Source organism: Deinococcus arboris (genome assembly GCF_009755355.1).
In the GTDB taxonomy this organism is placed as follows: domain Bacteria; phylum Deinococcota; class Deinococci; order Deinococcales; family Deinococcaceae; genus Deinococcus; species Deinococcus betulae.
The window spans coordinates 82,122-107,508 of sequence record NZ_WQLB01000013.1; the positions used below are offsets into that span (position 1 = coordinate 82,122).

At 66.5% G+C, this 25,387-nt stretch carries 13 protein-coding genes; 4 read left to right on the forward strand and 9 right to left on the reverse strand.

All coding sequences use genetic code 11. From position 1 onward, the window contains the following. Positions 1-70 precede the first annotated feature (70 nt). From GO986_RS11305 to GO986_RS11325, 5 genes are all read right to left on the reverse strand, one after another. Positions 71-760 (reverse strand): Bax inhibitor-1/YccA family protein, encoded by a 690-nt coding sequence (locus GO986_RS11305; protein ID WP_157459406.1) that lies wholly within the window; start codon positions 758-760, stop codon positions 71-73. Positions 761-857: 97 nt separating this feature from the next. Beyond that, positions 858-3,671, reverse strand: coding sequence for a malto-oligosyltrehalose synthase (gene treY / locus GO986_RS11310; protein WP_157459407.1), 2,814 nt, complete (start codon positions 3,669-3,671; stop codon positions 858-860). After that, a complete protein-coding gene (gene treZ, locus GO986_RS11315; protein WP_157459408.1) occupies positions 3,668-5,488 on the reverse strand; it encodes a malto-oligosyltrehalose trehalohydrolase in 1,821 nt (606 codons plus the stop codon). Before treZ ends, treY begins: the two co-directional genes overlap by 4 nt. Before the next feature lie 489 nt (positions 5,489-5,977). Beyond that, positions 5,978-9,922 (reverse strand): ribonuclease R, encoded by a 3,945-nt coding sequence (rnr, locus tag GO986_RS11320; protein ID WP_198170609.1) that lies wholly within the window; start codon positions 9,920-9,922, stop codon positions 5,978-5,980. 239 nt (positions 9,923-10,161) lie between these two features. Then, on the reverse strand, positions 10,162-10,935 hold the full coding sequence (locus GO986_RS11325) for an exodeoxyribonuclease III (protein WP_157459409.1): 774 nt from the start codon (positions 10,933-10,935) through the stop codon (positions 10,162-10,164). Positions 10,936-11,046: 111 nt separating this feature from the next. Here GO986_RS11325 and GO986_RS11330 point away from each other — a divergent pair, with 111 nt between their 5' ends. Beyond that, positions 11,047-11,355: a hypothetical protein gene (locus tag GO986_RS11330; protein ID WP_157459410.1), complete on the forward strand. Its 309-nt coding sequence runs from the start codon at positions 11,047-11,049 to the stop codon at positions 11,353-11,355. 46 nt (positions 11,356-11,401) lie between these two features. Here the strand turns inward: GO986_RS11330 and GO986_RS11335 are convergent, their stop codons facing one another. Both GO986_RS11335 and GO986_RS11340 read right to left on the reverse strand, forming a co-directional pair. Further along, positions 11,402-12,559 (reverse strand): aminotransferase class I/II-fold pyridoxal phosphate-dependent enzyme, encoded by a 1,158-nt coding sequence (locus GO986_RS11335; RefSeq protein ID WP_157459411.1) that lies wholly within the window; start codon positions 12,557-12,559, stop codon positions 11,402-11,404. A gap of 79 nt (positions 12,560-12,638) precedes the next feature. Beyond that, complete coding sequence (locus GO986_RS11340) at positions 12,639-13,034, reverse strand: hypothetical protein (RefSeq protein ID WP_157459412.1); 396 nt, start codon at positions 13,032-13,034, stop codon at positions 12,639-12,641. A 272-nt stretch (positions 13,035-13,306) separates the two neighbouring features. Between GO986_RS11340 and GO986_RS11345 the strand changes: the two genes are divergently transcribed. Continuing rightward, on the forward strand, positions 13,307-13,855 hold the full coding sequence (locus GO986_RS11345; RefSeq protein ID WP_157459413.1) for a DUF2721 domain-containing protein: 549 nt from the start codon (positions 13,307-13,309) through the stop codon (positions 13,853-13,855). 107 nt (positions 13,856-13,962) lie between these two features. Then, positions 13,963-15,612 (forward strand): hypothetical protein, encoded by a 1,650-nt coding sequence (locus GO986_RS11350; protein ID WP_157459414.1) that lies wholly within the window; start codon positions 13,963-13,965, stop codon positions 15,610-15,612. Between the two features lie 83 nt (positions 15,613-15,695). Here the strand turns inward: GO986_RS11350 and rpoC are convergent, their stop codons facing one another. Both rpoC and rpoB read right to left on the reverse strand, forming a co-directional pair. Continuing rightward, on the reverse strand, positions 15,696-20,315 hold the full coding sequence (rpoC, locus tag GO986_RS11355) for a DNA-directed RNA polymerase subunit beta' (protein ID WP_369409321.1): 4,620 nt from the start codon (positions 20,313-20,315) through the stop codon (positions 15,696-15,698). A 76-nt stretch (positions 20,316-20,391) separates the two neighbouring features. Then, a complete protein-coding gene (rpoB, locus tag GO986_RS11360) occupies positions 20,392-23,847 on the reverse strand; it encodes a DNA-directed RNA polymerase subunit beta (protein WP_157459416.1) in 3,456 nt (1,151 codons plus the stop codon). Between the two features lie 337 nt (positions 23,848-24,184). Between rpoB and GO986_RS11365 the strand changes: the two genes are divergently transcribed. Next, complete coding sequence (locus GO986_RS11365) at positions 24,185-24,976, forward strand: hypothetical protein (protein WP_369409322.1); 792 nt, start codon at positions 24,185-24,187, stop codon at positions 24,974-24,976. Positions 24,977-25,387 lie beyond the last annotated feature (411 nt).

The following is a 25,387-nucleotide window of genomic DNA, read 5'->3' on the forward strand; positions in this document are numbered from 1 at the left end:
CGGGAGCCAGCCACGGCAAAGAAAGAACCCCGCGAGCGCTGGGCTCACGGGGCGGGCTATGGGTAACCGCTCAGTCGCGGCTGCTGCCGATCCCGAACAGGCGCAGGATGAACAGGAACATATTGATGAAGTCCAGGTACAGCGCCAGGGCGCCGTTAATCGCGGCGCGCTCGGCCATCTCGCCCTGAATGCCGCTGAGGGCCATGTTGCGCAGCATCTGGGTGTCGTAGGCGGTCAGGCCAGCGAACAGCAGGACGCCCACGATGCTGATGATCAGCGTCAGGCCCGTGCTGGCCACAAACAGATTGACGATCATGGCCACGAACAGGCCCAGCACCGCGAACATGAAAAAGCGGCCCATCGCACTCAGGTCCTTCTTGATCACAAAGCCGGCCACGCTCATCAGGCCGAAGGTGCCGGCTGTGGTGGCAAACGCCGCCGTGACCGCACTGGCGTCGTAGGCCAGCAGCAGACCCGAGAAGGTCAGGCCAGTTAGTGCGGCGTACCCGATAAACAGGGCGCCGGCCACCGCGCTGTTCAGCCGGGCGGAAAACAGGCTCAGCACAAATACCAGTGCCAGCTGGGCCAGAAACAGTGGCATCCGCAGCTGGTAAACCTGATAGGCCAGGGCGTCGTTCTGCGCCGTCAGGAAGGCGACGCCGGCCGTCAGCGCCAGGCCGGCCGCCATCCACGAATAGGTGCGGGCCATGAACGTCCGGACGATGTCCGTCGTATGGGCAGTGGTGGGGTACGTTTGCATACACCTCAGAATACGGGGTGAGACGACAGCGCGTTCCCCAAATTTGCTCAAGATTCTGAAGTCCTGGGGCGCCGTGTCGGGGGCGGAGAACTCGGGACTACTCGCTCAGCAGCAGAGCCAGTGGAAAATCCTCCAGAATCTTGGCCAGCGGGGTCTTGTCGCCGCGCACACGCAGGCGCTGTCCGGTCAGGGCGTTGCGGTAGGTGCCGGCTGGCAGGCTCAGTTGCCGGTTGCCCCACACGTCGCCCACCGCCCAGGGCACCCGCTCGCGGGTCAGGGTCAGGGTCAGGCGAGGAGCGACCGTGATGGCCCGCTGGCCCGCGTGTTCGCGCACGAAGCCCAGCATGTGCCGGCCTCCGCCCAGCGGCGCGTAACTACCGTGCCGGAACAGCTCGGGCTGCTCGGCGCGGGCGTGCAGGGCGGCGCGCGTCACCATGACCTTCACGTCGCCGGTTGGGTAGGCGGCCAGCAACCGCGCCGGGGCGGCGCCGCGTTCCAGTCGGCCCAGGGTGCGGCTCAGGGCCGGGTAGTCCACGGGGCGGCGGTTGTCGGGGTCCACCAGGCTCTGGTTCCAGCCTTCACTGCCCTGATAGGTGTCGGGCACGCCGGGGGCGGTGAGGCGTACCAGCGCCGCCGAGAGGCCATTGTGCGCGCCATATGGGCTGATGCGGTCATGAAGTTCGCGCAGCGAGGCCAGAAAGTCACTGTGTTCCAGTAGGCCCTGCACCAGCTGTTCCAGCGCGGCCTCGTACTCGCTGTCCGGGGCGGCCCAGCTGGTGCGCAGCTTGGCTTCGCGGGCCGCTTTGAGCATGTAGGCGCTCAGGCGGTCGGCAAAGCCCCCCAGGTCACCACGCAGCGGGTACGCGCCCAGGGCGTTTTGCAGCAGCGTGTAGGTGTCCAGAGAGGTGGGTGCCCGGCCCAGGTCCAGGTCGGTTTCCAGGCTGCGAATCAGGGGCGACCAGCGGCTCAGGTAGGCCGCCCAGGTCTGGGGCATCTCGGACAGCACGCAAATCCGGGCGCGGGTGTCCTCGCCGCGCTTGGTGTCGTGGGTGCTGCCGCCCAGCATGGCGTGTGGCCAGTGGCGGGCACGGGCCTGGGCGGCCTGGTGAAAGGTGGGCAGCGGCGTGCCGTACAGCGCGGGGTCGCCGCCCACCTCGTTCAGTGCGACCAGGCGGCTGTAGCGGTAAAAGGCCGTGTCCTCGGCGCCTTTGGCCGTCACAGGGCCAGTCAGCTGCTGAAACTTCAGGGCAAACTCGGCGTAGGCGGCGCGGGTGGCCTCATCGGGGGCGTCCAGGGTCAGCACGGCTTGCAGATACTCAAAGACGCTGGGGTCCAGCGCGGCGCCCTCCTGGCGGTTGTGGGCGGCGGCGTCGCGGATGGCGTGCTCAATCTTGGCGTTGTCCCCGCTTTCACGGCTGCCGTCGGGCCGCAGGTAGGTGCGGTACACCGGAAAGCTGGCGATGACCTCGCGAATGGCCGCCCGCAGCGTGCTGAGGGTGAAGTCGCGGGCACGCAGGTCGGCTTCCGAAAGGCGCTCCAGGTGTTCGGCCAGCACGTTGACTTCGCCGGGCAGGCTGACGCGCTGAATCAGGTGCTTGCCCCGGTACAGGTGCTCGCCGTAACTGGTGCGGTCGCCGGTAAAGCGGCGGTAGATGGCGCTCAAGTCTTCCTCGCTGTTCTGGTCCACAAAGGTGCCGCCCAGCTGCGCCAGAAAGTCGTAGCCGGTGGTGCCGTGAACGGCCCAGCTGGCGGGCAGTGTCTCGCCGGGCTCCAGAATCTTCTCGGCCACCACGTACAGGGGCCGCTCGCCCGTGAGGGTCACGGCGGGGTCCACGCCCAGCGCGTGCGCCGCCCCCGCCTGAAGCGCCCGGAAGTAACCGGCGGGGTCGTACAGGCCGTCGGTGTGGTCCAGCCGCACCCCCTGCACGAGGCCCTGGCGCAGCAGGTCAAACAGGGTAGCGTGCGCCCAGGCAAAGACGCGCGGGTCTTCCACCCGCAGCGCGGCGAGGTCATTGATGTCGAAAAAGCGCCGGTAATTGATCTCTTCGGCGGCCACCTTCCACGAGGCCAGGCGGTAGTTCTGCTCGCTGACCAGGGCGTCCAGCCGCGTCTGGTCGCTGTTCACGCCCTCCATCATTCGGTCGGCGGCGGCGCGCACTGCGGGGCTGCTGGCCAGCAGCGCGTCCACACGCCGGGTCATCACCTCGACCTCCTGGGCGCGGATGGCGCGGTCGGTGTCGGTCAGGCCCGGCTCGGTGCTGCGCGGCAGGTTGTCCACCGAGCGGCGAATACTGGCAAGTTCGCCCAGCGTGGCGGTCTCCACACTGGGGTCCAGCGCCGCCTGCACCCAGGCCAGCAGCAGCGCCACACTGCGCGGTGACAGTGGAAGCCGCCGCTCCCAGTAGCGCAGAGAGAAGATGCCGCCGGACCGCTCCAGTGTCAATTCGCCGCGCTCCAGAATCCGGCCGTACTGGTCGCCCAGCACCGGCAGCAGCACCTTGCCGTCCAGCGCCCGCTTAAGGGGGTGCCAGGAGATATCGAAGAAATGCGCGTAACGGCTGGCCTGCCCGTGGCGCAGCACGTCTTCCCAGTAGGGATTGTGCCCGCCCTGAATGCCCATGTGGTTGGGCACGAAGTCCACAATCAGGCCCAGGCCCAGCTCGCGCGCCCGCGCAGACAGGCGCCGCAGCCCGGCCAGCCCGCCCAGCTCGGGGTTAATTTGCGAGTGGTCGGTGACGTCGTAGCCGTGGGGACTCCCCGGCGTGCTGGTCCAGATGGGCGAGAGGTAGATGTCCGTGATGCCCAGGCGCCTCAGGTACGGCAGAACCCGGCGCGCCGCCGCGAAGTCAAACCCGGCATGCAGTTGCAGGCGGTAGGTGGCCTGCGGGATGTGCGGTGCAGGGCTGGTCATGCGAACAGCGCCGCCTCACCGGGCTGCAGCGTCAGGTCACTCAGGGGCGTGGGCCTGGCCGGGTCGCCTTCCGAGTGCAGCAGCACCCCGGCCGGCAGGTCAAACGGCAGCGCCAGCAGGTGGGCGGGGACGGCCTGAGGCGTGAGGTTCCAGGCCAGGACCCGCTCGCCCTGCGGGGTCTGCCAGCGCACCCACAGGCCCTGCGCCTCGGCGCCGCTGACGCCAAAGGTGCCGGCCGACAGGCCCCGCCGCGAGCGCCAGGCCAGCACCGGGTCCTCGCGCCGCAGCCGCAGCAGCGTGCGGTAGAGCGCCAGGGTGCGGGCGTGGTCACCTTCCTCCCGCTCGGCCCAGTTCAGCTTGGCGCTGACAAAGGTGGCCTCCTGCTGCGGGTCGGGCACGTCCAGGGTGCTGAACCCCGAGAAATACGCGAACTCCTTGCGGCGGCCCTCCGAGACCATGTGGCCCAGTTCGCCGTGGTGGTCGCTGAAAAAGGGAAAGGGGGTGCCCGCCATCCATTCCTGGCCCTGAAACAGCAGCGGCGTCATGGGCAGCGACAGCAGCAGCGTGCTGGCCCCGCGCACCTCGGCTACGGTGACGCCCTCGTGGTCTTGCAGGCGGTCGCCCAGGGCGCGGTTGCCAATCTGGTCGTGGTTCTGAATGCAGTACACGAAGCTGGGGGCTTCCAGTCCGTCAGCCGGGCGGCCCCGGTCGTGTTCCTCACCCGTGACGTTCCAGAACTGGCCCTCGTACAGCCAGCCCCGGTTGAGCAGCTGGGCCAGTTCGGCCGCGCCGCCCCGGTAGCCGCCGTAGTACCCCTCATGTTCGCCGGTCAGGGTCACGCGCACTTCATGGTGAAAGTCGTCCACCCAGATGCCGTCCAGGCCAGAGTCGGTCACCAGCCCAGGGAGGTTGCGGTGGTCCTCGGCCAGCATCAGGTGGTGGCCGCCCAGCGCATGCACCTCGCGGGCCAGTTCCGAGAGGATGTGCTCGGGGCTGTCGTCCTGCATGCTGGCGGTGGCGTCCAGCCGCAGGCCGTCAAAGCGGTAATCCTGAAGCCACATCCGCGCGTTGCCGGTGATGTAGCGGCGCATGTGGGCCTCGGCGTAGTCCAGGCCCTGGCCCCAGGCCGTGTGAAAGCGGTCGGTAAAATATGAAGGGCTGTAGGCGCTCAGGTAATTGCCGTCCGGGCCAAAGTGGTTGTACACCACGTCTAAAAACACTGCCAGCCCCAGGCCGTGCGCGGCGTCCACAAAGGCCATCAGGTCTTCCGGGCGGCCGTAAGGCGCGTAGGGCGCATACATGGCCACGCCGTCGTAGCCCCAGCCGCGCCCGCCTGGAAAGGCGGCGACCGGCATCACCTGCACCGCCGTTATGCCCAGGTCACGCAGATAGGGCAGGCGGTCCTGCGCCGCCCGGAGGGTGCCCTGCGGGGTAAAGGTGCCCACATGCAGTTCGTAGAACACGCAGTCGCCCAGTTCCGGGCCGGTCCAGTTGGGGTGCTGCCAGGCGTAGGCATCCAGGTCCACCACCTCGGCCTCGCCGTGAACCCCGTCCGGCAGAAAGCGGGCGTAGGGGTCGGGCAGGGCCAGGCCGTCCAGCACAAAGAGGTAGCGGGTACCGGCCCCCACGGGCAGAACGGCCTCGAACATGTGGTCCGGCAGCGCCTGTAGAGGATGATCCTGGCCGCCGACGCGCACCTGCACGTCCTTGGCCCTTGTACTCCACACCCGAAAGCGCGTGCTGTGTTTATCTGGCAGTAACTGTGCGCCCAACCGGGAGCGTTGCCTCGCCGTGTTCGGCACCTCTGAGGTCGTCATGAAGCCCCCTTCTTGAACCGCTGCACCTGTCGGCACAGCAACCCTGTCAGGGTAAGGAACAGGCCCGGTTTCCCTGTGAGAACAGCCTCAAGATAGGGAGGCCACAGCGCTGAGAGATATGGACAGTTCAGCTCAGGCGAAGCCGTTCCGTGCTGCACATGCAAAGACGCCTCGTCTGGCAGCGGAAAAGTACCTAGAGAACGGCCATTCAGGCGCAGAGGGCTCCGCCGAAACGCGAGGGAACCGCCTGTTGTGGCGCAGTGCCTGCCGACAGCCGAGACGGGAGGTTCGTTCGGCAACGTGGTAGAGGTGGGGGCCTGACCAAGTTTGCTCTGGAGGGTTCGGCTTCCACCAGGTTTCGCTTCAGGCGGCCAGTTCAGATGAAGTCGCATCTAGCAAACTTCTGGACAGAGCGCCGGGCCACTCCTCACCAGGCTAAATCACAAAAACGCCCACCCCCAACTGGGAGTGGGCGCCCACACCATCTCTTTAGCCCTGGCTGGTGTTGCCCCGGCGGCCCCGGCGGCGGCGGCGGCGCTTGGCGTCCTCGCTGCTGGCCTGGGCGGCGCTGTCCTGCGGGGCGGCGGCTTCGCGCACGGGGGCGCGGCCCTCGTCACGCACTTCCTCACGGTTGGCCTGCTGGGGCCGGCCTCCACTGTTCGGGGTGCGCCCGTTCACCCGGCCTGCGGCGCCCCGGTCACTGCCGCCACGCGTGTAGCCCCGGCCACCGCGTTCGGGGCGGCTGCTCAGGGGCCGGCCCCCACTGCGGCTGTAGCCTCCGCCGCCCTGACCTTCCTCGGGCGGCATGTTCTCCAGAGTCCAGTCCCCAAAGTACATGCGCTGCACAGTGATGTTCACTGGACGCAGGTGTTCGTTGCGTGGGCGCTCCAGGGTAATCACGCGCCTGGGCCCCCGGCCTCCGCCCATGCCGACCCCGCCGAAGGTGCGGCCCTGTGGGCGGCCCCCCTGACCCTGGCCGGCGCCGCCCTGCCCTTGCCCCTGGGTGCGGCCCCGGCTGGGCCGCGTGCCGCCAGCTGAGGGCGACAGGGTGGGCCGGGGTGAGGGGTCGTCCAGCGTGAATTTCTTGGGCTCGCTGACGGGCACGCTCTGCAACTTCTCGCGCTTTTCCTGCTCGCGGTCCTCGCGGCGGCGGGCGCGCGGCTTAACGGGTGAATCCATATCGGTCTCCTGATGAATGTCGCCGGGGCGGAAGTCCGGGCTCTCGGGGTCGGCCAGGGTGAAGTCGGTTTGCCGGGCCAGGGGGTTGACGGCGTGAATGGTGACGTGAACCGGGTCGCCCAGACGGTAACTGCGGCCCCGGCTGCGCCCACGCAGAATCTGCGCGTCTTCCAGGTACACGTAGTAATCGTCGTCCAGATGGGAAATGTGCAGCTTGCCTTCAACGCCGTTGTCCAGAGCTACGAACAGGCCGCTGGCGACCACACCCGACACGTTGCCGAAGAACGACTCGCCCAGGTGTTCCTGCGCCCACTTGGCCTGGTAGTACTTGGTCAGGTCGCGCTCGGCTTCGCTGGCGGCGCGCTCGCGCTCACTGGTGTGGTCGCCCATGCCGGGCAGGCGGGCCTGAAGCTGCGCGACTTCGCGGCCTCCCGCTTTCAGTTCGCCGCCCAGCATCCCTTTCAGGACACGGTGAACCAGCAAGTCGGGATAACGGCGAATGGGCGAGGTGAAGTGCAGGTACTCCTCAAACGCCAGCCCGAAGTGCCCCAGGTTCTCTCCGGCGTACTTCGCCTGCTGCATCGAGCGCAGCAGCAGCGTGTTCACCACGCTCTCGCGGGGGGTGCCGCGCACCTGCTTGAGCACTGCCTGGTAGGCCTGCGGGGTCGGTTCGCCGCCCGGAAAGGCCAGGCCCAGCCGGCCGATGGCGCCGCTGACTTCCTGAAAGCGTTGCAGGGTGGGCTCTTCGTGGATGCGGAACAGCGCCGGAATCTCGCGCTGGAGGAGTTCGTGGGCCACGACCTTGTTGGCCAGCAGCATCAGGTCCTCAATCATGCCGCGCGCCGTTTCCTCGCGGATGGGAATAAGCTCCATGCGGCCGTCTGGGCCCACGTCTACCTTGACTTCCCGCAGCTTGAAGTCCAGCGCGCCTTCGCGCAGCCGCTTCTGGCGCAGCTTGGTAGTGATTTTCAGCAGCAGGTGCAGGTCGCCTTCAAGGTGGCGGGCGTGGTCGGGCAGCGTGGCGGTGGCCTCGCTGTAGGCCTGCACCTCGTCGTAGGTCAGCCGCGCCTTGGAATTGATGACGCTGGGGGCCAGCTGCACCTTCAGAATCTCGCCCTCGGCGGACAGCTCGACCATGGCGGTCATGGTCAGGCGGTCCTCGTAGGGCACCAGGCTGCACACGCCGTTGCTCAGGTGTTCGGGCAGCATGGGCAGCACGCGGCCCGGCAGATAGACGCTGGTGGCGCGGGCATAGGCCTCGGCGTCCAGCGGCGTGCCTTCCTGCACGTAATGGCTGACATCCGCGATATGCACGCCGACCACAAAGGTGCCTTCGGGCGTGGGCTGAATATGAATGGCGTCGTCAAAGTCCTTGGCGTCGCGACCGTCCACTGTGAAGATGTTGAACCCGCGCAGGTCCAGGCGGCCCACTAGGGCTTCTTCGGGAATCTGGGTGGGGATGGCGCCTGCTTGCTCCACGACTTCATCCGGGAAGTCGCCGCGCAGGCCAAACTTCACGATCACGGCCTCGGTTTCGGTGACCGGGTCGTCCTGCTCGCCCAGTACGCGCGTGACCTGGCCAAAGACCTCGTCCTCGCCAGTGTTCTCCGGCCAGAACAGCTCGGTGACCACGCGGGCGCCAGCGTCCAGGCCGTCCAGGCCCTCGGGCAGCACCAGAATGCGGTGGCGGGCGCGGTGGTCGTCGGGTTTCAGGATAGGGTGGCCGTGGTGGTACTCCAGGGTACCCACCAGCTGTTTGTAGGCGCGCTGCACGATGCGCACCACGCTGGCGCGCGGGTTACCGTCACCGCGCTGGCCCCGGCGGGAACTGCCTCGGCCCCGGTCATCCCGGCTGTCGCCGCGCCCTTCCATGCGGACCAGCACGATGTCGCCGTTCCAGGCTTCCAGCGTTTGCTCAGCGGGAATATAAAAGTCCTCGCCGCCGCTGTCCGGCACCACGAAGCCAAAGCCCGCCGCCGACGACTGAAAGCGCCCGCGCACCAGGCTCATGGCCTCGGGGAGCCCGTAAGTCTTCTTGCGAGTGCGGATGACCTCGCCGCTGTCCACTAGGCTTTCCAGCAAGTCGGTCAGGTCGCGCCAATTGCCCAGGCGCTGAATGGTCTGGCGAGTAAAGGTGCGTTCCAGGTCGCGCACGTGTACTGGTCGTCCCAGTTTGCGCAGCTGCGCCACTACGATGTCGCGCTCGGGGTTGGCGGTGGTCTCGTCCGAGGCCTCGGCGGCGCTAGCAGGCTCGTCGGTCTGCGGTTCGGGAGGCGCTGATTCGACGGTCGGCAGGGCGGGGACTTCGGCCACGTCTGGGGCCGCCTCAGCAGCCTTGCGGCGGCCCCGGCGCGGCTTGGTGGGCAGCGTGATGACGGGCTCGGGGTCTGGGGGCGTTACGGCGACCGTGTCCACGACGGGTTCTGTGCGGGCCTCGGCCTCAGGAGTGACGGCTTCGACGCCGCTGAGCACCTCGTCCAGCGGGGCGTCGGGCAGGGCCGCCTTGGGCCTGCGCCCACCGCGCCGCTTGGGCACCGCCAGAATGACGGGGTCAGGCACGGGCGGCGGCTCCAGCGCCTCGGTGATGCTGGGGGCCTCGGCCTGGGGAGGCTCGGCCGCGTCTGGGTGGGTCTCCGCCGCTGGCGCGGCGGCCACCAGGTCGGCGGCCTTGCGGCGGCCCCGGCGCGCTGGTGGGGTCAAAGGCAGAGCTACTGGCGGCGCTGGGTCTGGCTCAGTCAGCACGGCCGGTTCCGTATCTATCAACGTCACTGGCTCAGAAGCCGCCTGGGCTGCTTTCCGCCCCCGAGTTTTGCGGGGGGTAGGGGTTGAGGTCGGCTCCGGCTCAGTGGATTCCGGCGTGGGCAGCACGGCCTGGGGTTCAGGCTGGGCTTCGGCGACAGGTTCAACCTGCTGCACTTCGGCCACAGCGGTCTTTTGCTTGGCGCGGCGCGGGCTGACCCGTGGGGTCGGGGCCGGCTCGGTCACCATAGGGGGCGTCTCGGCCGGCGCTGCTGCAAGGCCTTCGGCCTCCGGCTCAGGCTGTTTCGTGGTCCGGCGCGGCGCGCGGGGGGTGCGGGTTGGGGCCGTCTGCTCGACTTCGGCCGGCTGGACCGGTGTTTTCCGGCGCTTGGCCGGGGTGGGGGCAGCATCTGCTGCGGAGGACGCGGCCTTGCGCCGCTTCTGGGTGGTTTGACTCTGCTCGGTGCCGGTATTCGCGGTGCCCGGCACCGTTTCCGCTTTTTTCGGTTTCGGCATGAACGTTCCTGGTACTTCAGAGACGTGCCCGTGAGGGTGACCTTTGCGCGGCCTGCTGGGCCTTTACCCGGCATCTGGCGCGCGCCATCCGCCCACGGGGACTGGTGTTTTCGCTTCCTCGGGTGGCGCCCGGCCCGGCAACAGGCGCTGTCTGCGCGCGTGTTGTCTGGGGGCGCTGTCCTGAACCCGGCAGCCCGCTCAGCATAACATGAGTGCCCTGGGCAGGTCTGACGTGAAGTTTACGCTTCAGGCAGGTGGACCCAGCCGCTCAGCGGCGCGTGGTCACTCAGGCGGGCGTCCCGGTGCGCCTGAACGCCGCTGACCTCTACGCCCGCGCCCAGCAGGTAATCAATGCGCCAGCCGACATCGTTGGCGTAAGCGCCTGCGCGGTTGCTCCACCAGGTATATGCGGCTGCCTCGCCCAGGCAGGCGCGGTGGGTGTCGGTCAGGCCGCAGGCCAGGTGACGGGTCATCCACTCCCGTTCCTGCGGCAGAAAGCCGCTGCTTTTGCCGTTGCTGCGCCAGTTCTTGAGGTCGAGGTTCTGGTGGGCAATGTTATAGTCGCCGCCAAGAATGAGAGGCCGCCCCTCGGCCAGCAGGGCGGCCGTCCAGGCCTGGTAGTCCTCCAGAATGCGCTCCTTGAAGCCCTGCCGCTCAGGGCGGCTGCTGCCGCTGGGCAGGTAGACGCTGGCAAAGCGCACGCCCCTCACCACCGCACTCAGCACGCGGCCCTCGGCGTCCAGTTCGGCGTGGGGCAGCCCCACACGCACGTCACTGAGCGGCTGACGAGCCAGGATTGCCACGCCGCTGTAACCGGCCTTCTGCGCCGGAAACCACGCCCCGCTGTAGCCCAGGTCCGCCAGGGCGTCCGGCATGGGGTCGGCGCGCACCTCCTGAAGGAGCAGCACGTCCGGCGCTTCCTGGGTCAGCCAGTCGCGCAGGCCCCGGCGCAGCGCGCTGCGCAGCCCATTGAGATTTAGGGTGGTGACCTTGAGTGTCGCGGCCTGTGTCATGGCAGGGGAGCAGCATAGAGCAGGGTGCGCCGGACCTTCACCTCCTCCTGAGGATGTCTTCAGGAAACATAGAGATGCGGCGCCTGGGGGGTCTGTTACGCTGCGGCCACTATGGTCGAGATCAAGTTCCGCAACGAGAGTGACGGTCAGGAATTCGAGATGACCCATCCCAAGGCGGCCCGCGTCCTGAGCGACATTCAGGCCTGGGCGCAGCTCAACGCCTTCGAGCATGTGGTCTTCTGGCGTGACGCCGAAGACGCCCACAAGCTCTGGGTGCAGCTGGGCGACGACCGCCTGAACTACTGGATTCACGACAGCACCTTTACCGAGGGCAAGCACGACACCGTCGAGATGCAGATGGACTACGCCCGCGGCGCCCAGCGCCGGAGTGCGGCGGGGTACGGGAAGTTCGATAAATAGGGAGTGGAGCGTGGGCAGTGGTGAGTGGGCAGGGCTTTTCCTCCACTTACCACTGCCCACTGCCCACTTCCCTTAAGCGCCCCGCTGCCTCAATCAGCACCTCGGGCGGCTGCACCAGGGCAAACCGCACGAAGCCCTCGCCCTGACGGCCAAAGGCGGCGCCGGGACTGACGGCCACGCCGGTGTCTTCAGCGGCGCGCACGGCAAACGTCACGCTGTCGGTCAGGCCGGGCACGCGCGCCCAGGCGTACATGCTCGCCTGGGGCCTGGCCACTGCCCAGCCCAGGTCACGCAGGGCCGGCACCAGTGCGTCGCGCCGGGCCTCGAACACGGCGGCGCCCGCGCGGCCCACCTCGTCCGGCAAGGTCAGGGCGCAGGCCGCCGCGCGCTGAATGCCCAGGTACGGGTGAAAATCCACGCTGCCCTTCACGCGGGCCAGGGCGGCGATGGCGCCCGCGTCCCCGGCCGCAAAGCCCACCCGGAAGCCGCCCATGTGGTGCGTCTTGCTCAGGGAATGCAGCTCAACGACGCCGGTCAGCCCGGCTTGCAGGGCGCTGGGCGCACGGTAAGCACCAAAGGTCAGCTCGGCGTAGGGGTGGTCATGAATTAGCAGCGTACCGCGCTCACGGCACCACGCGGCCACGGCCGGAAAAAAGGCCGGGTCCACCACCGCTGAAGTCGGGTTGTTGGGGTAATTCAGCAGCAGGGCGCGGGGGCGCACGCTGGCGGGCACGGCGTTCAGGTCAGGTAAAAAGCTGTTCCCGGCATGGAGCGGCAGCGGCACCACCTTCAGGCCGGCGACGGCCGCCGCGCCCAGATAGGGGGGGTAACCAGGGTCGGGCAGCAGCAGCGTGTCGCCGGGGTCGGTGACGGCCAGCAGCAGGTGGGCCAGCCCTTCCTGCGCGCCAATCAGCGGGAGCACCTCGGTGTCGGGGTTGACCGTCACCCCAAAGCGCCGGGCCAGGTAAGCCGCCGCCGCCTGCCTCAGCGGGGCCGTATCGCTGAAGAGGGGATAACGGTCGTTCAGCGGGTCGTGTGTGGCCTCGCGCAGCGCGTCCAGCACCGGGGCCGGGGGCCGCAGGTCGCTGCTGCCGATACTCAGGTCAATGATGGCCCGGCCTGCTGCCCGCGCCCGCGCTTTGGCCGCGTCCATGAGTGCGAAGACGCTGCCCGGCACCGCTCCTGCCCGCTGTGAAGCCCACATGCTGCTCAGGGTAGAGCATGGCCCGCACGAATCAGCGCCCCAGGCCAGAAGGCTGGGGCGCTGCGCGTCGGTGCTGTCTTTAATTGCCCATGTCCACGCCGCCGTACACCGGAATATTCACGGTGGTCAGCACCTGCTCGCCGGACTTGACCGCAATGCTGGCCACCTCGTTGACCAGGACGCTGGTGTCGTCGCGGGCCACCGTCACGTACAGCAGGGCCGTGTCGCCCTGGCGCTCCACGCTGTCCAGCGTGATGGTGGTGCCGTCACGCAGACCACTCACGGCAATCGTCAGGTCGTCTGGCAGTGTGCCGTTCATGGCGGTCAGCGGCACTTCGATGGCCAGCCAGCTCGATTCGGTGTACAGCCCTTCGTACTGCATGCCGTTGCCGTCCGTGGCGTAGGCGCGGGTGGCCGAGGCGGTCGAAACGGTGAAGCTCAGCAGGGTGATGGCGGTCAGCAGCAGCTTTTTCATGGGGTTCTCCTTTGTTCCGGGGTGCGGCGCTGTGGCCGCTGCCCTTTCCTGCCCAGAGGATGCGGCCCGGCTGTGTAGAGGCTTTGCAGGGTATATGCAGATTTCTCGAAGCCTCTCTGAGGAGTGGTCCCTGGACCGGGTGGAGGTGCAAGGCGCCGCAGAGTGGGGGATGGCCGTCAGGGATGGGTGAAAAAGACTGGCTGATAACGCTGTCCCGCGCTCAATGCTGCCGACGACCGGTGTGGTGTCCCTGGGCCCAGTAGCCTGGGGACATGGCCGACGCCCCTGCGGTTCTGACCGCCATGATTACGCCAGCGGTTCTGATCAGCGGGGCCGGCACCCTCCTGATGAGCACCAGCAGCCGCCTGGGCCGCGTGACTGACCGCGTGCGCCACCTCACGGCCCGCTTCAAGGTGCTGGTGACTGAAGAGGGGCGGCAGGAGGCGCTGGCCCGCGAGGAAAAGCGCCTGATTGTCGAGCAGTTGCCGCGCCTGGCCCGCCGCAGCCGCATCATCGTGCAGGCGATGACCGCGCTGTATCTCGCGGTGGCCCTGCTGGTGCTGACCAGCATCCTGATCGGCGGCAGCGCCCTGCTTCATCAGGAGGCCGGGCCGGTGCCGGTGGTCCTGGCGATTGCCGGAGCCGCCGCTCTGGCCTACGGCGCCCTGCTGCTGAGTTTTGAAACCCGGCTCTCGGCCCGCACCACCCGGGAAGAGATGAAGTTTCTGGTGACGCTGGGTGGCCACTACGCCGGTCTGTATGACGAACGCCTGCTGCGCGAGGTCAGTGAGCAGATCGGGCAAGAGGGGAGAGGGGCGTAGGCACCCCCACTGGCGGCGCTTGGCAAACTGGCGTGCCCGGCCCTGGCCGCTGGGCTAGGGTGGAGGCGTCTGTTTTTCTTTCTGCTCCACCTTTCCTGAGGACCCCTATGACCAAACGTATGTTGCTGACCGGCTTGACGGCGCTGCTCGCGGCCTGTGCCCCTGCGCCTCTTCCTGCTGCCCCCACCCCGGCCGCTCCTCACCCAGCGGGCCTGTACGAACTTCAACTGCGCGTGACCGATCAGGGCGTGGGGCAGGCCAGCTTGCGCCACGTGGACCCCGGCGGCCTGCTGAGCGGCCAGGCACTCACCGCTGCTGGCGACCCGGTGCAACTGGGCGCGCAGGCCATCACCACCCAGACCTTCACCACGCGGAAGAACGGCGCGGATATCCGGCACATCAGCACGACCTTTGCGGCGACCAATGTGACGGCTTCGGCGCTGCAGAATCTGACCTTGCTGCCAGTTGTTTTGACCGACACCGACGGCGACCCGGAGAACAACGCCACCGCGCCCACGGTGGTGGGGACACCCTTTCGCAGCGTGCGCCTGTTTGACGGCAGCGACGCCTCAGGTCAGGCCGCCTCTATCCGTCCTGTGCAGGGACAGCAGGTCAATGTGCAGACGGGCGAGAGCACCGATAACCTGGCGGCGACCCTGTTCTTGTCGGGCCTGAACGTGGCGAGTCTGGGGGCCACCCCACCCGCTGGCCTGAGCATGACGGTACAGAATCAGGGCTGGCTGGCCGCAGAGACGCTGGCGCCGGGGGCCACCGTGCCGGTGACCTTTGCCGTGGACCTGCCGATAGACCGCAGCAATACCCGTGGGCAGGCGTTCAGCTTCAGTCTGATGTTCACCGCCGCACAGGATGTGACGGGCAGTGAGGTGGGCCTGCCCGCCGACCCGGCGGTGGTGCGCGGCACCCTACAGGGCTGGACGAGGGGCGCAGGCTATGAGCTCAGCGAGGAGTACATGGCTGAGTCTGGGTGGGTCAGGCGGCGCACCGTTCCGGTTGCGGCAATAGGGAGCGTTGACCTGTCTCTGCAAGGTCAGGAAACCAGCCAACTGTTCCCATTCCTAGATGCTGACTGCCCTGTGCAGGGCGAGCAATCTGCCCCGAACCTCCATGTGGCCTGGCCTTATCTGGCTGTCTACAGCGCGCAGGGCGACCGACTGGGTCAGGTGCGGGAGGTGGACACAACCAACAAGCCAGTGCGCCGCCTATATGCTGATGCGCCCCTGCGGGTCAAGGGCACAGCGCCCTGCCAAAGCCTGCCCGAGATAAGTTTTGAATACGACCTCACCCTGCAACCAGGCTGGAATCTGATCACTGAGACACAGCGCCGTGTGGGGGAGAACTTTATCATCCGCTACCAATCTCTGCCCAGTGGGGCACGCACTCGCCTGCGCTTTGTTCAGTCTGGCCCATGGGTCAGGGTCGGCTCGCCCGAGTTTGGTAGCGAACTGAACCTCCGCGCCGGTCAGCCGCTGGCTGTGCCGTTCCAGCTGTTCCAGGACGGCGGCGTCAGCGGCCCAGTGACGGTGACCAGCAGCCTCCCTGGCGTGTCCGTCACGCCAGATACGCTCAATCTGCCGGCGCTGACCGGACAGACTTTGGGGGTCCAGGCCGTCACAACTTCATTGACCTTGACGGCAGACGCGAGGCTGGCTGGGTTTTCCGACCCTCTGACCCTAACTTTCTTTCAGAATGGCCAGGTTGTGGGCCGGGTCAGCTACCTTCTTACCGTCACTCCCTAAAACCAGCACAGAGAAGCCCCCACCCGTTTTCAGGTGGGGGCTTCTCTGTTTACCTATGGCTCTTTGCCATCAGGCATCTGCGCTTAGCTCGTGTATGTCACGTTGTCGTTCACGGTGCCGGGGCGGGTGTCGTCGTAGGAGCGGTTGCCCGTTACAGCGTCGGTGCTGGTGCTGCCCTCGCCGTACTTCTCCAGCGTGCGGTCGTCGGCCACCTGCATCTCGCGGACGGTCATCAGACCCGTGCCGGCGGGAATCAGCTTGCCCAGGATGACGTTTTCCTTCAGGCCGATCAGGTCGTCGACCTGACCCTTCATGCTGGCTTCGGTCAACACGTGGGTGGTGTGCTGGAAGCTCGCCGCCGACAGCCACGACTTGGTGGTCAGGCTGCTCTTGGTGATGCCCAGCAGCACCGGCTTCCAGCTGGCCGGGGTGGTGTCTTCACCCAGCGCGTCGTTGGCCTGGTCCACTTCCCAGCGCTCGACGGTCTGGCCTTCGAGCAGTTCGGTGTTGCCGCCGTCGGTCACTTCGACCCAGCGCAGCATCTGGCGCACGATGATTTCAATGTGCTTGTCGTGCACCTTCACGCCCTGGCTGCGGTACACCCGCTGCACTTCTTCCACCAGGTAGCGCTGGGCGGCGTCGGTGTCCTTGTACAGCAGCAGATCGTGGGGGTTGATGGCGCCGCGCGTCAGGGCCTGGCCAGCTTCCACGCGGTCGCCGTCGCGCACGATCATGCGCAGGCTCTTGCTGATCTTGGTGGCGGTCTTGGAGCTGTACTGGTCGTCGTCGGCCTCAATTCGCACGAGGTAACGCTCTTCCTCTTCCTCAATCCGCACGGTGCCGTCGCGGTCCGCCACAGCCGCGCTGGTCTTGGGCTTGCGGGCCTCGAACAGCTCGATCACGCGGGGCAGACCCATCGTGATGTCACCGCCGCCGCTGCCGGCCACGCCCCCGGTGTGGAAGGTGCGCATGGTCAGCTGTGTGCCGGGCTCGCCGATGGATTCGGCGGCCACCACGCCCACGGCTTCACCCATGCTGACCGGCTTGGCCTGCGAGAGGTCGTAGCCGTAGCACTTCTGGCACACGCCACTCTTCACGCGGCAGTTCAGCGGGGTGCGCACGAAGACGCTTTGCAGGGTCTTGGCGCTGCGGGTGATCGCCTTCACGTCTTCCAGGCTCAGCATCTCGCCGGCTTCGATGGTGCGGCCCTCGACTTCCACAGAGTCGGCCAGGGTGCGGCCATAGATGCTGGTTTCGATCTCGCTGGCCTTGCGGGTGCGCCACTCGCCGGTGCGCTCATCTTGCGCACCCAGCGGCATAGAGGTGTAATCGGTGGTGCCGCAGTCCACGTCGCGCACGACGACTTCGTGGGCCACGTCCACCAGCTTGCGGGTCAGGTAGCCCGAGTCGGCGGTGCGGAGCGCGGTGTCGGCCCCACCCTTGCGGGCGCCGTGGGTCGAGATGAAGTATTCCAGCACCGACAGGCCTTCACGGAACGACGCCCGGATCGGCACCTCGATCGTGCTGCCGTCGGGGCGGGCCATGAGGCCGCGCATCCCGGCCAGCTGCGTGATCTGCTGGGCGTTACCACGCGCGCCCGACAGGCTCATGATCCACAGCGGGTTGAAGGGGTAGTTCTTGCCAAAGTTGTCGAACATGGCGTTCTTGACTTCGTCCTTCGTGTCGTTCCAGAGCTGCACGACCTGCTTGTAGCGCTCTTCTTCGGTCATGAAACCGAACTCGAAGTTCTGCTCGATTTCCGCCACCTTGGCGTCGGCTTCGGCCAGAATCTCGGTTTTGGCGGGCGGAATCACGATGTCGTCAATGCCGATCGTGATGCCCGAGGTTGTGGAGAGCTTGAAGCCTGCGTCCTTCAGGCCGTCCAGCAGGCCAGCGGTGGCCTCGATCCCGAGGTGCTTGAAGCACGCCATGACCATGTCCTTGAGGTGGTCTTTCTCGTACGCCGTTTCCAGATTCACGAGGGTATCCACCAGGCTGGCCTGGTGCCCCAGGGCTTCCTGAACAATGCGGCGGAACATCACGCGGCCCGCGCTGGTGTCGTAGGTCACGCCGTTGAGGCGAATCCGGACGTGGTCCTGATGGTCGATCTCGCCGCGCTCCACGGCCATGATGGCCTCGTCGGGCGTCGAGAAGACGTACTTGAGGCGGCCGGGGCTGGTGTCCTGACCGGCCACCTTGATGGCGCTGTTCAGGGCGATTTTTCCAGCCTCAAAGGCGGCCAGCGCCTCCTGCGGGCCTGCGTACTCGCTACCGGCGCCCAGGTTGTCGGTGCGCAGCAGGGTCAGCGTGAAGATCCCGAGGATGATGTCGCGGCTGGGCTTCACGTTCGGCTCGCCGTTGGCCGGCGAGAGCAGGTTATGGGCGCTGAGCATCTGAATGCGCGCTTCGGCCTGTGCCTGGGCGCTGAGGGGGACGTGAATCGCCATCTGGTCGCCGTCAAAGTCGGCGTTGAAGGCTTCACAGACCAGGGGGTGCAGCTGGATGGACTGGCCTTCCACCAGGACCGGCTCAAAGGCCTGAATGCCCAGACGGTGCAGGGTCGGCGCGCGGTTGAGCAGCACGACCTTGTCTTCAATCACTTCTTCCAGGGCGTCCCACACGCTGTCGCGGGTGTCGCGGTAACGCTCCAGCATCTTGCGGGCCTGCTTGATGTTGGTGACTTCGCCCTTCTCTTCGAGCACCTTGAACAGGAAGGGCTTGAAGAGTTCGAGGGCCATGCGCTTGGGCACCCCGCACTGGTGGAGCTTAAGCTGCGGGCCCACCACGATCACCGAGCGGCCCGAGTAGTCCACGCGCTTGCCCAGCAGGTTCTGGCGGAAGCGGCCCTGCTTGCCGCCCAGCAGGTCGGTCAGGGAGCGCAGGCTGCGGTCAGAGCCGGGGTTGGTCACCGGGCTGCCCCGGCGGCCGTTGTCGATCAGCGCGTCCACGGCTTCTTGCAGCATGCGCTTCTCGTTGCGGATGATCATGTCCGGGGCGCCCTGCCCCATCAGCTTCTTGAGGCGGTTGTTGCGGTTGATCAGGCGGCGGTACAGGTCGTTCAGGTCTGAGGTCGCAAAGCGGCCCCCGTCGACCTGCACCATCGGGCGCAGGTCAGGCGGCATGACGGGAACGGTGTTCAGAATCATCCAGCTGGGGTGGTTGCCGCTGCGCTTGAATGCGCGGGTCACTTCCAGGCGCTTGCGGGCCTTGGCGCGCTTGTGGCGCGAGCTGTCTTTCATCATCTCGTTCAGCTCGGCTTCTAGGATGTCCAGATCCAGGTCGTCCAGCAGTTCCTTGACGGCTTCGGCGCCCATCTTGGCCTCGAAGTCGTAGGACTCAATGACGCGCACCTGCTTGCGCACCAGGTCAATCTCGATGCGGCCCGAGATGTCGCTGCGCAGCTCGCCGCTGTCGGCCAGCTCGTCACCCGGCTCCACGCGGTCACCGTTCACGACCAGGGGCTCATCCTCGTAGGTGTAGACCTTGGCCTTGGACACGATGATGCTGGCGGGGTTGTGAAGGGTGATGACGCCGTCGGCCTCGGCCGTGACCTGCTCCTCAACGTCAATAGCGCCGATAACCTTCTGGCCCTTCTTGACCTCGCTGCCGTCGCCGACCAGCACGTGCATGGTGGGGTTGATGGGGTACTCGGCGCGGCGGGTCCAGTGGGCCTTGACGGCCACGTCGCCCTTCTTCTTGGGGAAGGTCACGCCTGAGAGGCGGCTGTCGCGGCTCACACGCAGGCGGGTGCCGGCCGAGGCGTCGGCCAGCACCGCGCCGGCTTCCACGATCTCGCCGTGGACGACCTGCACGTTCAGGCCGTGGGGCACGTACACGCGGGCCAGGACTTCCCCACTGGGGGTGCCTTCCTCGTCCACGCCTTCACGCAGCTCGACCATCACGGAGTCTTCGCCCAGTTCGTGCAGCACGATGGTGCCGTCTACCGGGGCCGTGATCTGCACGTCACTTTCCAGCTCGGCCAGAATCTCACCGGCACGGAAGGTGTCCTGCTCCACCAGCGCTTCAGCGGGCAGCGGCAGAGTTGCCTCGACTTCCTCGGCGTAGGCAATCAGGGCGCGGCGGGGGAAGCGGTACTGGGCCAGGCCGTCCATCTTGGAGACCACGTTGCCGCCCAGGATCTGCCCGCGCGTCACGTACTCGCCGTCGCGGATCTCGGCTTCCACGCCGCCCGTCAGCGAGTAGGTTTCCTGACGGCCAAAGCGCAGCTCACGGTACTCATCGTCGCTCAGCAGTTCGCCGCGCTTGAGGGGGCGGCCGTCTTTCTGGGCGTTGCGGGGATCAGTGACCAGGAAGGAGCTGAAGTACAGCACCTTTTCCAGCTGGCCGGCGGACAGGTCCAGCAGCGTACCGATCTTGCTGGGCGTGTCCTTGACGTACCAGATGTGGGCGGCCGGGGTCGCCAGGTCAATGTGACCCATGCGGTAGCGGCGCACCTTGGAGCTGGTGACTTCCACGCCGCAGCGCTCGCAGACCTTGCCCTCGTAGCGCTGGCGCTTGTATTTGCCGCAGGCACACTCGTAGTCCTTCTGGGGCCCAAAGATGCGCTCGTCGAAGAGACCTTCGCGCTCGGGCTTGAGGGTGCGGTAGTTGATGGTTTCGGGCTTTTCGACCTCGCCGAAGCTCCACTCGCGGATCTTTTCCGGGCTGGCAATGGCGATACGGACTTTGTTGAAATCTTTCACGGCTTCTCCTGTGAGAGAGGCTTGCAGGTGGAGTGAGGTAAGGGAGAGCGGCGCGGCCCTCCCCAGGAAACCGGGTTCAGCGCTTGGGCATCATCCCTTCGAAGATGTCCACGGCGCGGTCGCCGTTGTCGAGGACTTCCACGTCCAGGCCCAGCGAGTGCAGCTCCTTAACGAGCACCTTGAAGGACTCGGGGATGGTGCTGCCCGAAACTTCCTCGCCCTTGACGATGCTCTGGTAGGCGGCGTCACGGCCATCAATGTCGTCGGACTTGATGGTCAGCATTTCCTGCAGGGTGTGCGCGGCGCCGTAGGCTTCCAGCGCCCACACTTCCATTTCCCCGAAGCGCTGACCGCCGAACTGCGCCTTGCCGCCCAGCGGCTGCTGGGTGATGAGGCTGTACGGCCCAGTGGAGCGCGCGTGCAGCTTGTCTTCCACCATGTGGTACAGCTTCATGACGTACATGGTGCCGACCACCACGGGGCCACTGATGGGCTCGCCAGTGCGGCCGTCGTACAGCACGCTCTTGCCGGTGCGGCTCAGTTCCATCTGCGACTTCTCGTAGTCGCCCTGGGTGTCGGTGATGACCCCCAGCTTGGCGGCGCGGTCCAGCACTTCCTGCTCGCGCTTGTCGAGTTCGAGGCCGTCGTCCTTGTTCTTCTGGATGCGCTCGGCGGCGGCCACTTCCAGCATTTCCTTGATGGTCGCTTCGGTCACCGAGTCGAACACCGGGGTCTCGAATTTCTGGCCGGTCAGGCGCGCCACTTCACCCAGGTGGGTTTCCAGAATCTGGCCCAGGTTCATGCGGCTGGGCACGCCCAGCGGGTTGAACACCAGGTCCACGGGCGTGCCGTCTTCCAGGTAAGGCATGTCTTCGGGGGCCATGATCTTGGAGACCACGCCCTTGTTGCCGTGGCGGTTGGCGACCTTGTCCCCCACCTGCAACTGACGCTTCTGGGCCACGTACACGCGCACCATCTCGCGCACGCCGGGCTTCAGGTCCACGCCTTCGTCGCCGCGGCGGAAGCGCACGGTCTTCACCACGATGCCGCCCTGACCGGACTGCACGCGCAGTGAGGTGTCCTTCACTTCGCGGGCCTTCTCGCCGAAGATCGAACGCAGCAATCTCTCTTCGGGGGTAGGCTCAGACTCGCCCTTGAAGGAGGTCTTGCCGACCAGAATGTCGCCCGGCTTGACTTCGGCGCCCACGCGCACGATGCCGTCTTCGTCGAGGTCGCGCAGCGCAGCTTCACTGAGGCCCGGAATGTCGCGGGTGATCTTTTCTGGCCCCAGCTTGGTGTCGCGGGCTTCGATCTCGTCCTTTTCAATGTGGACCGAGGTGTAGAAGTCCTTGCGCACCAGGCCTTCGGAGATGCAGATGGCGTCTTCGAAGTTGAAGCCGTCAAACGGCATGATGGCAATGGTGATGTTCTGGCCCAGCGCCAGGCGGCCCAGGTCAGAGGCGGGACCGTCGGCGATAACCTGCCCGGCAGTCACGGTGTCGCCAATGTCCACGATGGGGTGCTGGTCGAGGTTGGTGCCCTGGTTGGAGCGGGTAAAGCGCACGAGTTCAAAGGTGCGCACGTTGCCCTGGTTCATGCCAGCGGCGGGGGCGTCCTCGGTCAGGGTCACCTGAATCACGCGGGCGTCCACGTAGGTCACGCGGCCCGTCACATCACTGACGACGCTAGTGCCGCTGTCGGTCACGACGCGGCGCTCCACGCCCGTGCCCACGGCGGGGCTGTCAGCGCGCACGAGCGGCACGGCCTGCGACTGCATGTTCGAGCCCATCAGCGCGCGGTTGGCGTCGTCGTGCTCCAGGAAGGGAATCAGCGACGTGTTGATAGACACGATCTGCTTGGGCGACACGTCCATGTAATCGACTTCTTCAGGCGTGTACCAGAGGGGATCGCCCTTGCGGCGGGCCAGCACGCGCTCGTCGCTGAAGGTGCCGTCACTGTTCAGGGGGCTGTTCGCCTGCGCCACGGTGTACCGGTCTTCAATGTCGGCGGTCATGTAGACCACGTCGTCGGAGACCTGGCCGCCCGCCACCTTGCGGTAAGGCGCTTCGATAAAGCCCAGGTCGTTCACCTTGGCGTACGAGGCCAGCGAGGAGATCAGGCCGATGTTGGCGCCTTCGGGCGTTTCAATCGGGCAGATGCGCCCGTAGTGCGTGCGGTGCACGTCGCGCACGTCGAAGCCGGCGCGCTCGCGGGTCAGGCCGCCTGGCCCCAGGGCCGAGATGCGGCGCTTGTGGCGCAGGTCCGACAGGGGATTGGTCTGGTCCTTGAACTGCGAGAGCTGGCTGCGCCCGAAGAACTCGCGCATGGCCGCCACGATGGGGCGGTTGTTCACCAGTTTGGTGGGGGTCGCGGCGTCGGGGTTGCCCAGCAGCATGCGTTCGCGCACGCCGCGCGCCATACGGCCCATGCCCACGCGCAACTGGTCGGCCAGCAGCTCGCCCACGGTGCGCACGCGGCGGTTGCCGAGGTGGTCAATGTCGTCCTCGCCCACGGGCACATCATTGATTACGCCGTCGGCGTCAGCCATGCCCACGGTCTCGCGGCCATACTGCAGCGCCATCAGGTAGCGAATGGTGTCCACCAGGCCCGCGTCACTGAACTTGCCGTCCTGGAAGGTCAGCAGGGTGCGCTCGGGGCGGTTGACGCCCAGCTTGGTGTTCATCTTGAAGCGGCCCGGCTCGCCCAGGTCGTAGCGGCGGGGGTCGGCCAGCAGGCCGTACAGGTACTGAATGGCCTTGTCGCGCTTGGGTGGGTCGCCGGGGCGCAGCACCGTGAACAGGCGCAGCAGGGCCTCGTCGGCGCCCATGCCCGCGCTCTTGTCTTCGGGCAGTTCCATGTCCGGCTCGAATTCCGTGAACAGCGACTTCAGAGAAGCGTCGTCGTAGCCCAGTACCCGCAGCAGCATCGCCACGGGGAACTTGCGCTTGTTCACCTTCATTTCCAGAATGCCGCCCGCAAACTCCAGTTCAATCCAGGGGCCGCGCTTGGGCATGGGGATGATGGCGCCCGTGTACATCTTCTTGATGCCCTTGTAGGAGCTGGTGAAGTACACGCCGGGGCTGCGGTGAATCTGCGAAATAATGACGCGGTCGGCGCCGTTGATGACGAAAGAACCGTCCTCGGTCATCAGGGGCAGGTCGCCCAGGAACACCTGGTCTTCCTTGATGAGGCCGCTGTCCTTGTGAATCAGCTGGAGCTTGGCGTACATGGGCGCCTGGTAGGTCACGTCCTTTTCACGGCACTCTTCAGGCGTGTAAGGCGGCTCGCCCAGACGGTACTCCAGGAAGTCCAGCACCAAGCCCGTGGAGCGGCCCTTCTCGGTCTCGTCAATGGGGAAGACTTCTTTGAAGGCGCTTTGCAACCCTGTGTAGTCACGGGCATCGGGCGCCCGGTCCTCTTGCAGGAAGGCCCGGAAGGAATTCACCTGAATCTCGGTCAGGTTGGGGAGCGGAATCACGTCCGCAATATCACCAAACCGCTCAATGCGCGGCCCTTTGTTCTTCAAACTCATATCCACCTCGGGGGCACCCTGGGATCACTGCGGCCTCTCTCGGGGCATGAAAAGGCGCAGCTGGGACGCGCAGCCTCTGACAGCCGCGTTCCCATTCGTTGTGCTTAGCTTTGCCGAGCCGCTTCTCGCAAAGAACTCCTGCCCGACCCATCATGGTCAGCACAGAAGAGTCTACACCTGTGCGGGCAGTGCAGTCAAACGGCGCGCGAAAGCGGCCTCTAGGAGAAGCTGTGACGGGCAGTTTGCCGAACAGGCAGGGCCGCCGTCAAGTCCGGTTCTTCATGAAAAGCGGGCGAACCTGCGGCGGCAGCCCACTGCGGCGCTTTAGCATAAGCGGGTGGACGCCCTGCAACCCTACCTTCCTCTGATCTACAACGTCCTGCGCGCCCTGGCAGTGATTGGCCTCATTCATGCGGTGGTGACGCGGCAGCAGGTGTACTGGATCGTCATGCTGGTGTTTGGGGCGCTGTTTGGCGGCCTGTTTGGGCTGGCGTTTGCGGCGGTGTACACCTTCATGGTGCTCATTCCGGCGCTCAGGGGGAGTAGCCGCGTGGCGGGTCAGGCCGTGGCGCGCGGGGTAGAGGCGCTTAAGCCCCTGGACCTGCGCATCCGCGAAGCCCAGGCTGACCTGGCCGAGAGCGACACCTTGCAGCGGCGCGCTGACCTGGCCGCGCTGCAAGCCCGCGCAGGGCGGCCCGATGAGGCGCAGGCCACCTTGCAGCCGCTGCTGAGTGGCATCTACGCCGACGACCCGGTGGTGCTGCTGACGAGCGCCGAGCTGGACCTGGTGCGGGACCAGCCTGCGCCCGCCGAGGAAAAACTCCGGCGGGTAGACCTGAAAGCCAGTGCCGCCACGCGCACCCGTACTTTAACTCTGCTGGCCCAGGCGCAGGACGCCCAGGGGCATTCGGAAGCCGACGCGACCTACCGGGAGGCCATGACGGCCGCCACCACGGAAGAACCCCGCGCCCGCTACGCTGCCTACCTGCTGCGGCGGGGCAGGGGAGATGAGGCCCGTGCCCTGCTGGACGCCCTGGAGAAGACCGAACGCCGGGCCACGGCGCTGTACCGCCGTCAAGAGCGGGAGTGGTTTCAGCAGGGACGTGATCTGAGAAAAGAATTGAAGTGAGCGCGATACGGGTTTCTCGCTGGGTCTGACGGTGGGCTGAGCAACTGACTCAAGTTTGCAGGTGGCCTTAGATCAGACGGTAAGAGCCGTTCGGGGTTGCCTGGGGCTGGGTGGCGTGCAGTTCTGCGGCGGTCTGTGAGGTCCGGCGGCTAGGAAATTTGATCTCGCGGCCCGCGAATCGTTCGCAGAACACGGCTTGGTTATCGCGGTCTGGTGGTGACCGTGCAAAGTCTCTTCCAGCGTTGGCTCCATCCAGTTTGTGCGGGACTGATACGGATTCCGTTTGTTTCGTTAACAAATCGGGAAAACGCCGATTTGCCAACTCCACGTCCGGAAACCGTTTTCCTCTTTCTCGCTCCGCTCGGATTTCATCGTTTTTGTAAACGATTCAATCGGAGTCTGTATGAGAGA

What these genes read in the sequence shown, in the direction of transcription:
- GO986_RS11335 (WP_157459411.1), bottom strand. Translation starts at nt 12,559, where the DNA reads ATGTGGGCTTCACAGCGGGCAGGAGCGGTGCCGGGCAGCGTCTTCGCA.
- rpoB (WP_157459416.1), bottom strand. Translation starts at nt 23,847, where the DNA reads ATGAGTTTGAAGAACAAAGGGCCGCGCATTGAGCGGTTTGGTGATATT.
- GO986_RS11340 (WP_157459412.1), bottom strand. Translation starts at nt 13,034, where the DNA reads ATGAAAAAGCTGCTGCTGACCGCCATCACCCTGCTGAGCTTCACCGTT.
- GO986_RS11305 (WP_157459406.1), bottom strand. Translation starts at nt 760, where the DNA reads ATGCAAACGTACCCCACCACTGCCCATACGACGGACATCGTCCGGACG.
- treY (WP_157459407.1), bottom strand. Translation starts at nt 3,671, where the DNA reads ATGACCAGCCCTGCACCGCACATCCCGCAGGCCACCTACCGCCTGCAA.
- treZ (WP_157459408.1), bottom strand. Translation starts at nt 5,488, where the DNA reads ATGACGACCTCAGAGGTGCCGAACACGGCGAGGCAACGCTCCCGGTTG.
- GO986_RS11325 (WP_157459409.1), bottom strand. Translation starts at nt 10,935, where the DNA reads ATGACACAGGCCGCGACACTCAAGGTCACCACCCTAAATCTCAATGGG.
- rnr (WP_198170609.1), bottom strand. Translation starts at nt 9,922, where the DNA reads ATGCCGAAACCGAAAAAAGCGGAAACGGTGCCGGGCACCGCGAATACC.
- GO986_RS11330 (WP_157459410.1), top strand. Translation starts at nt 11,047, where the DNA reads ATGGTCGAGATCAAGTTCCGCAACGAGAGTGACGGTCAGGAATTCGAG.
- GO986_RS11350 (WP_157459414.1), top strand. Translation starts at nt 13,963, where the DNA reads ATGACCAAACGTATGTTGCTGACCGGCTTGACGGCGCTGCTCGCGGCC.
- GO986_RS11345 (WP_157459413.1), top strand. Translation starts at nt 13,307, where the DNA reads ATGGCCGACGCCCCTGCGGTTCTGACCGCCATGATTACGCCAGCGGTT.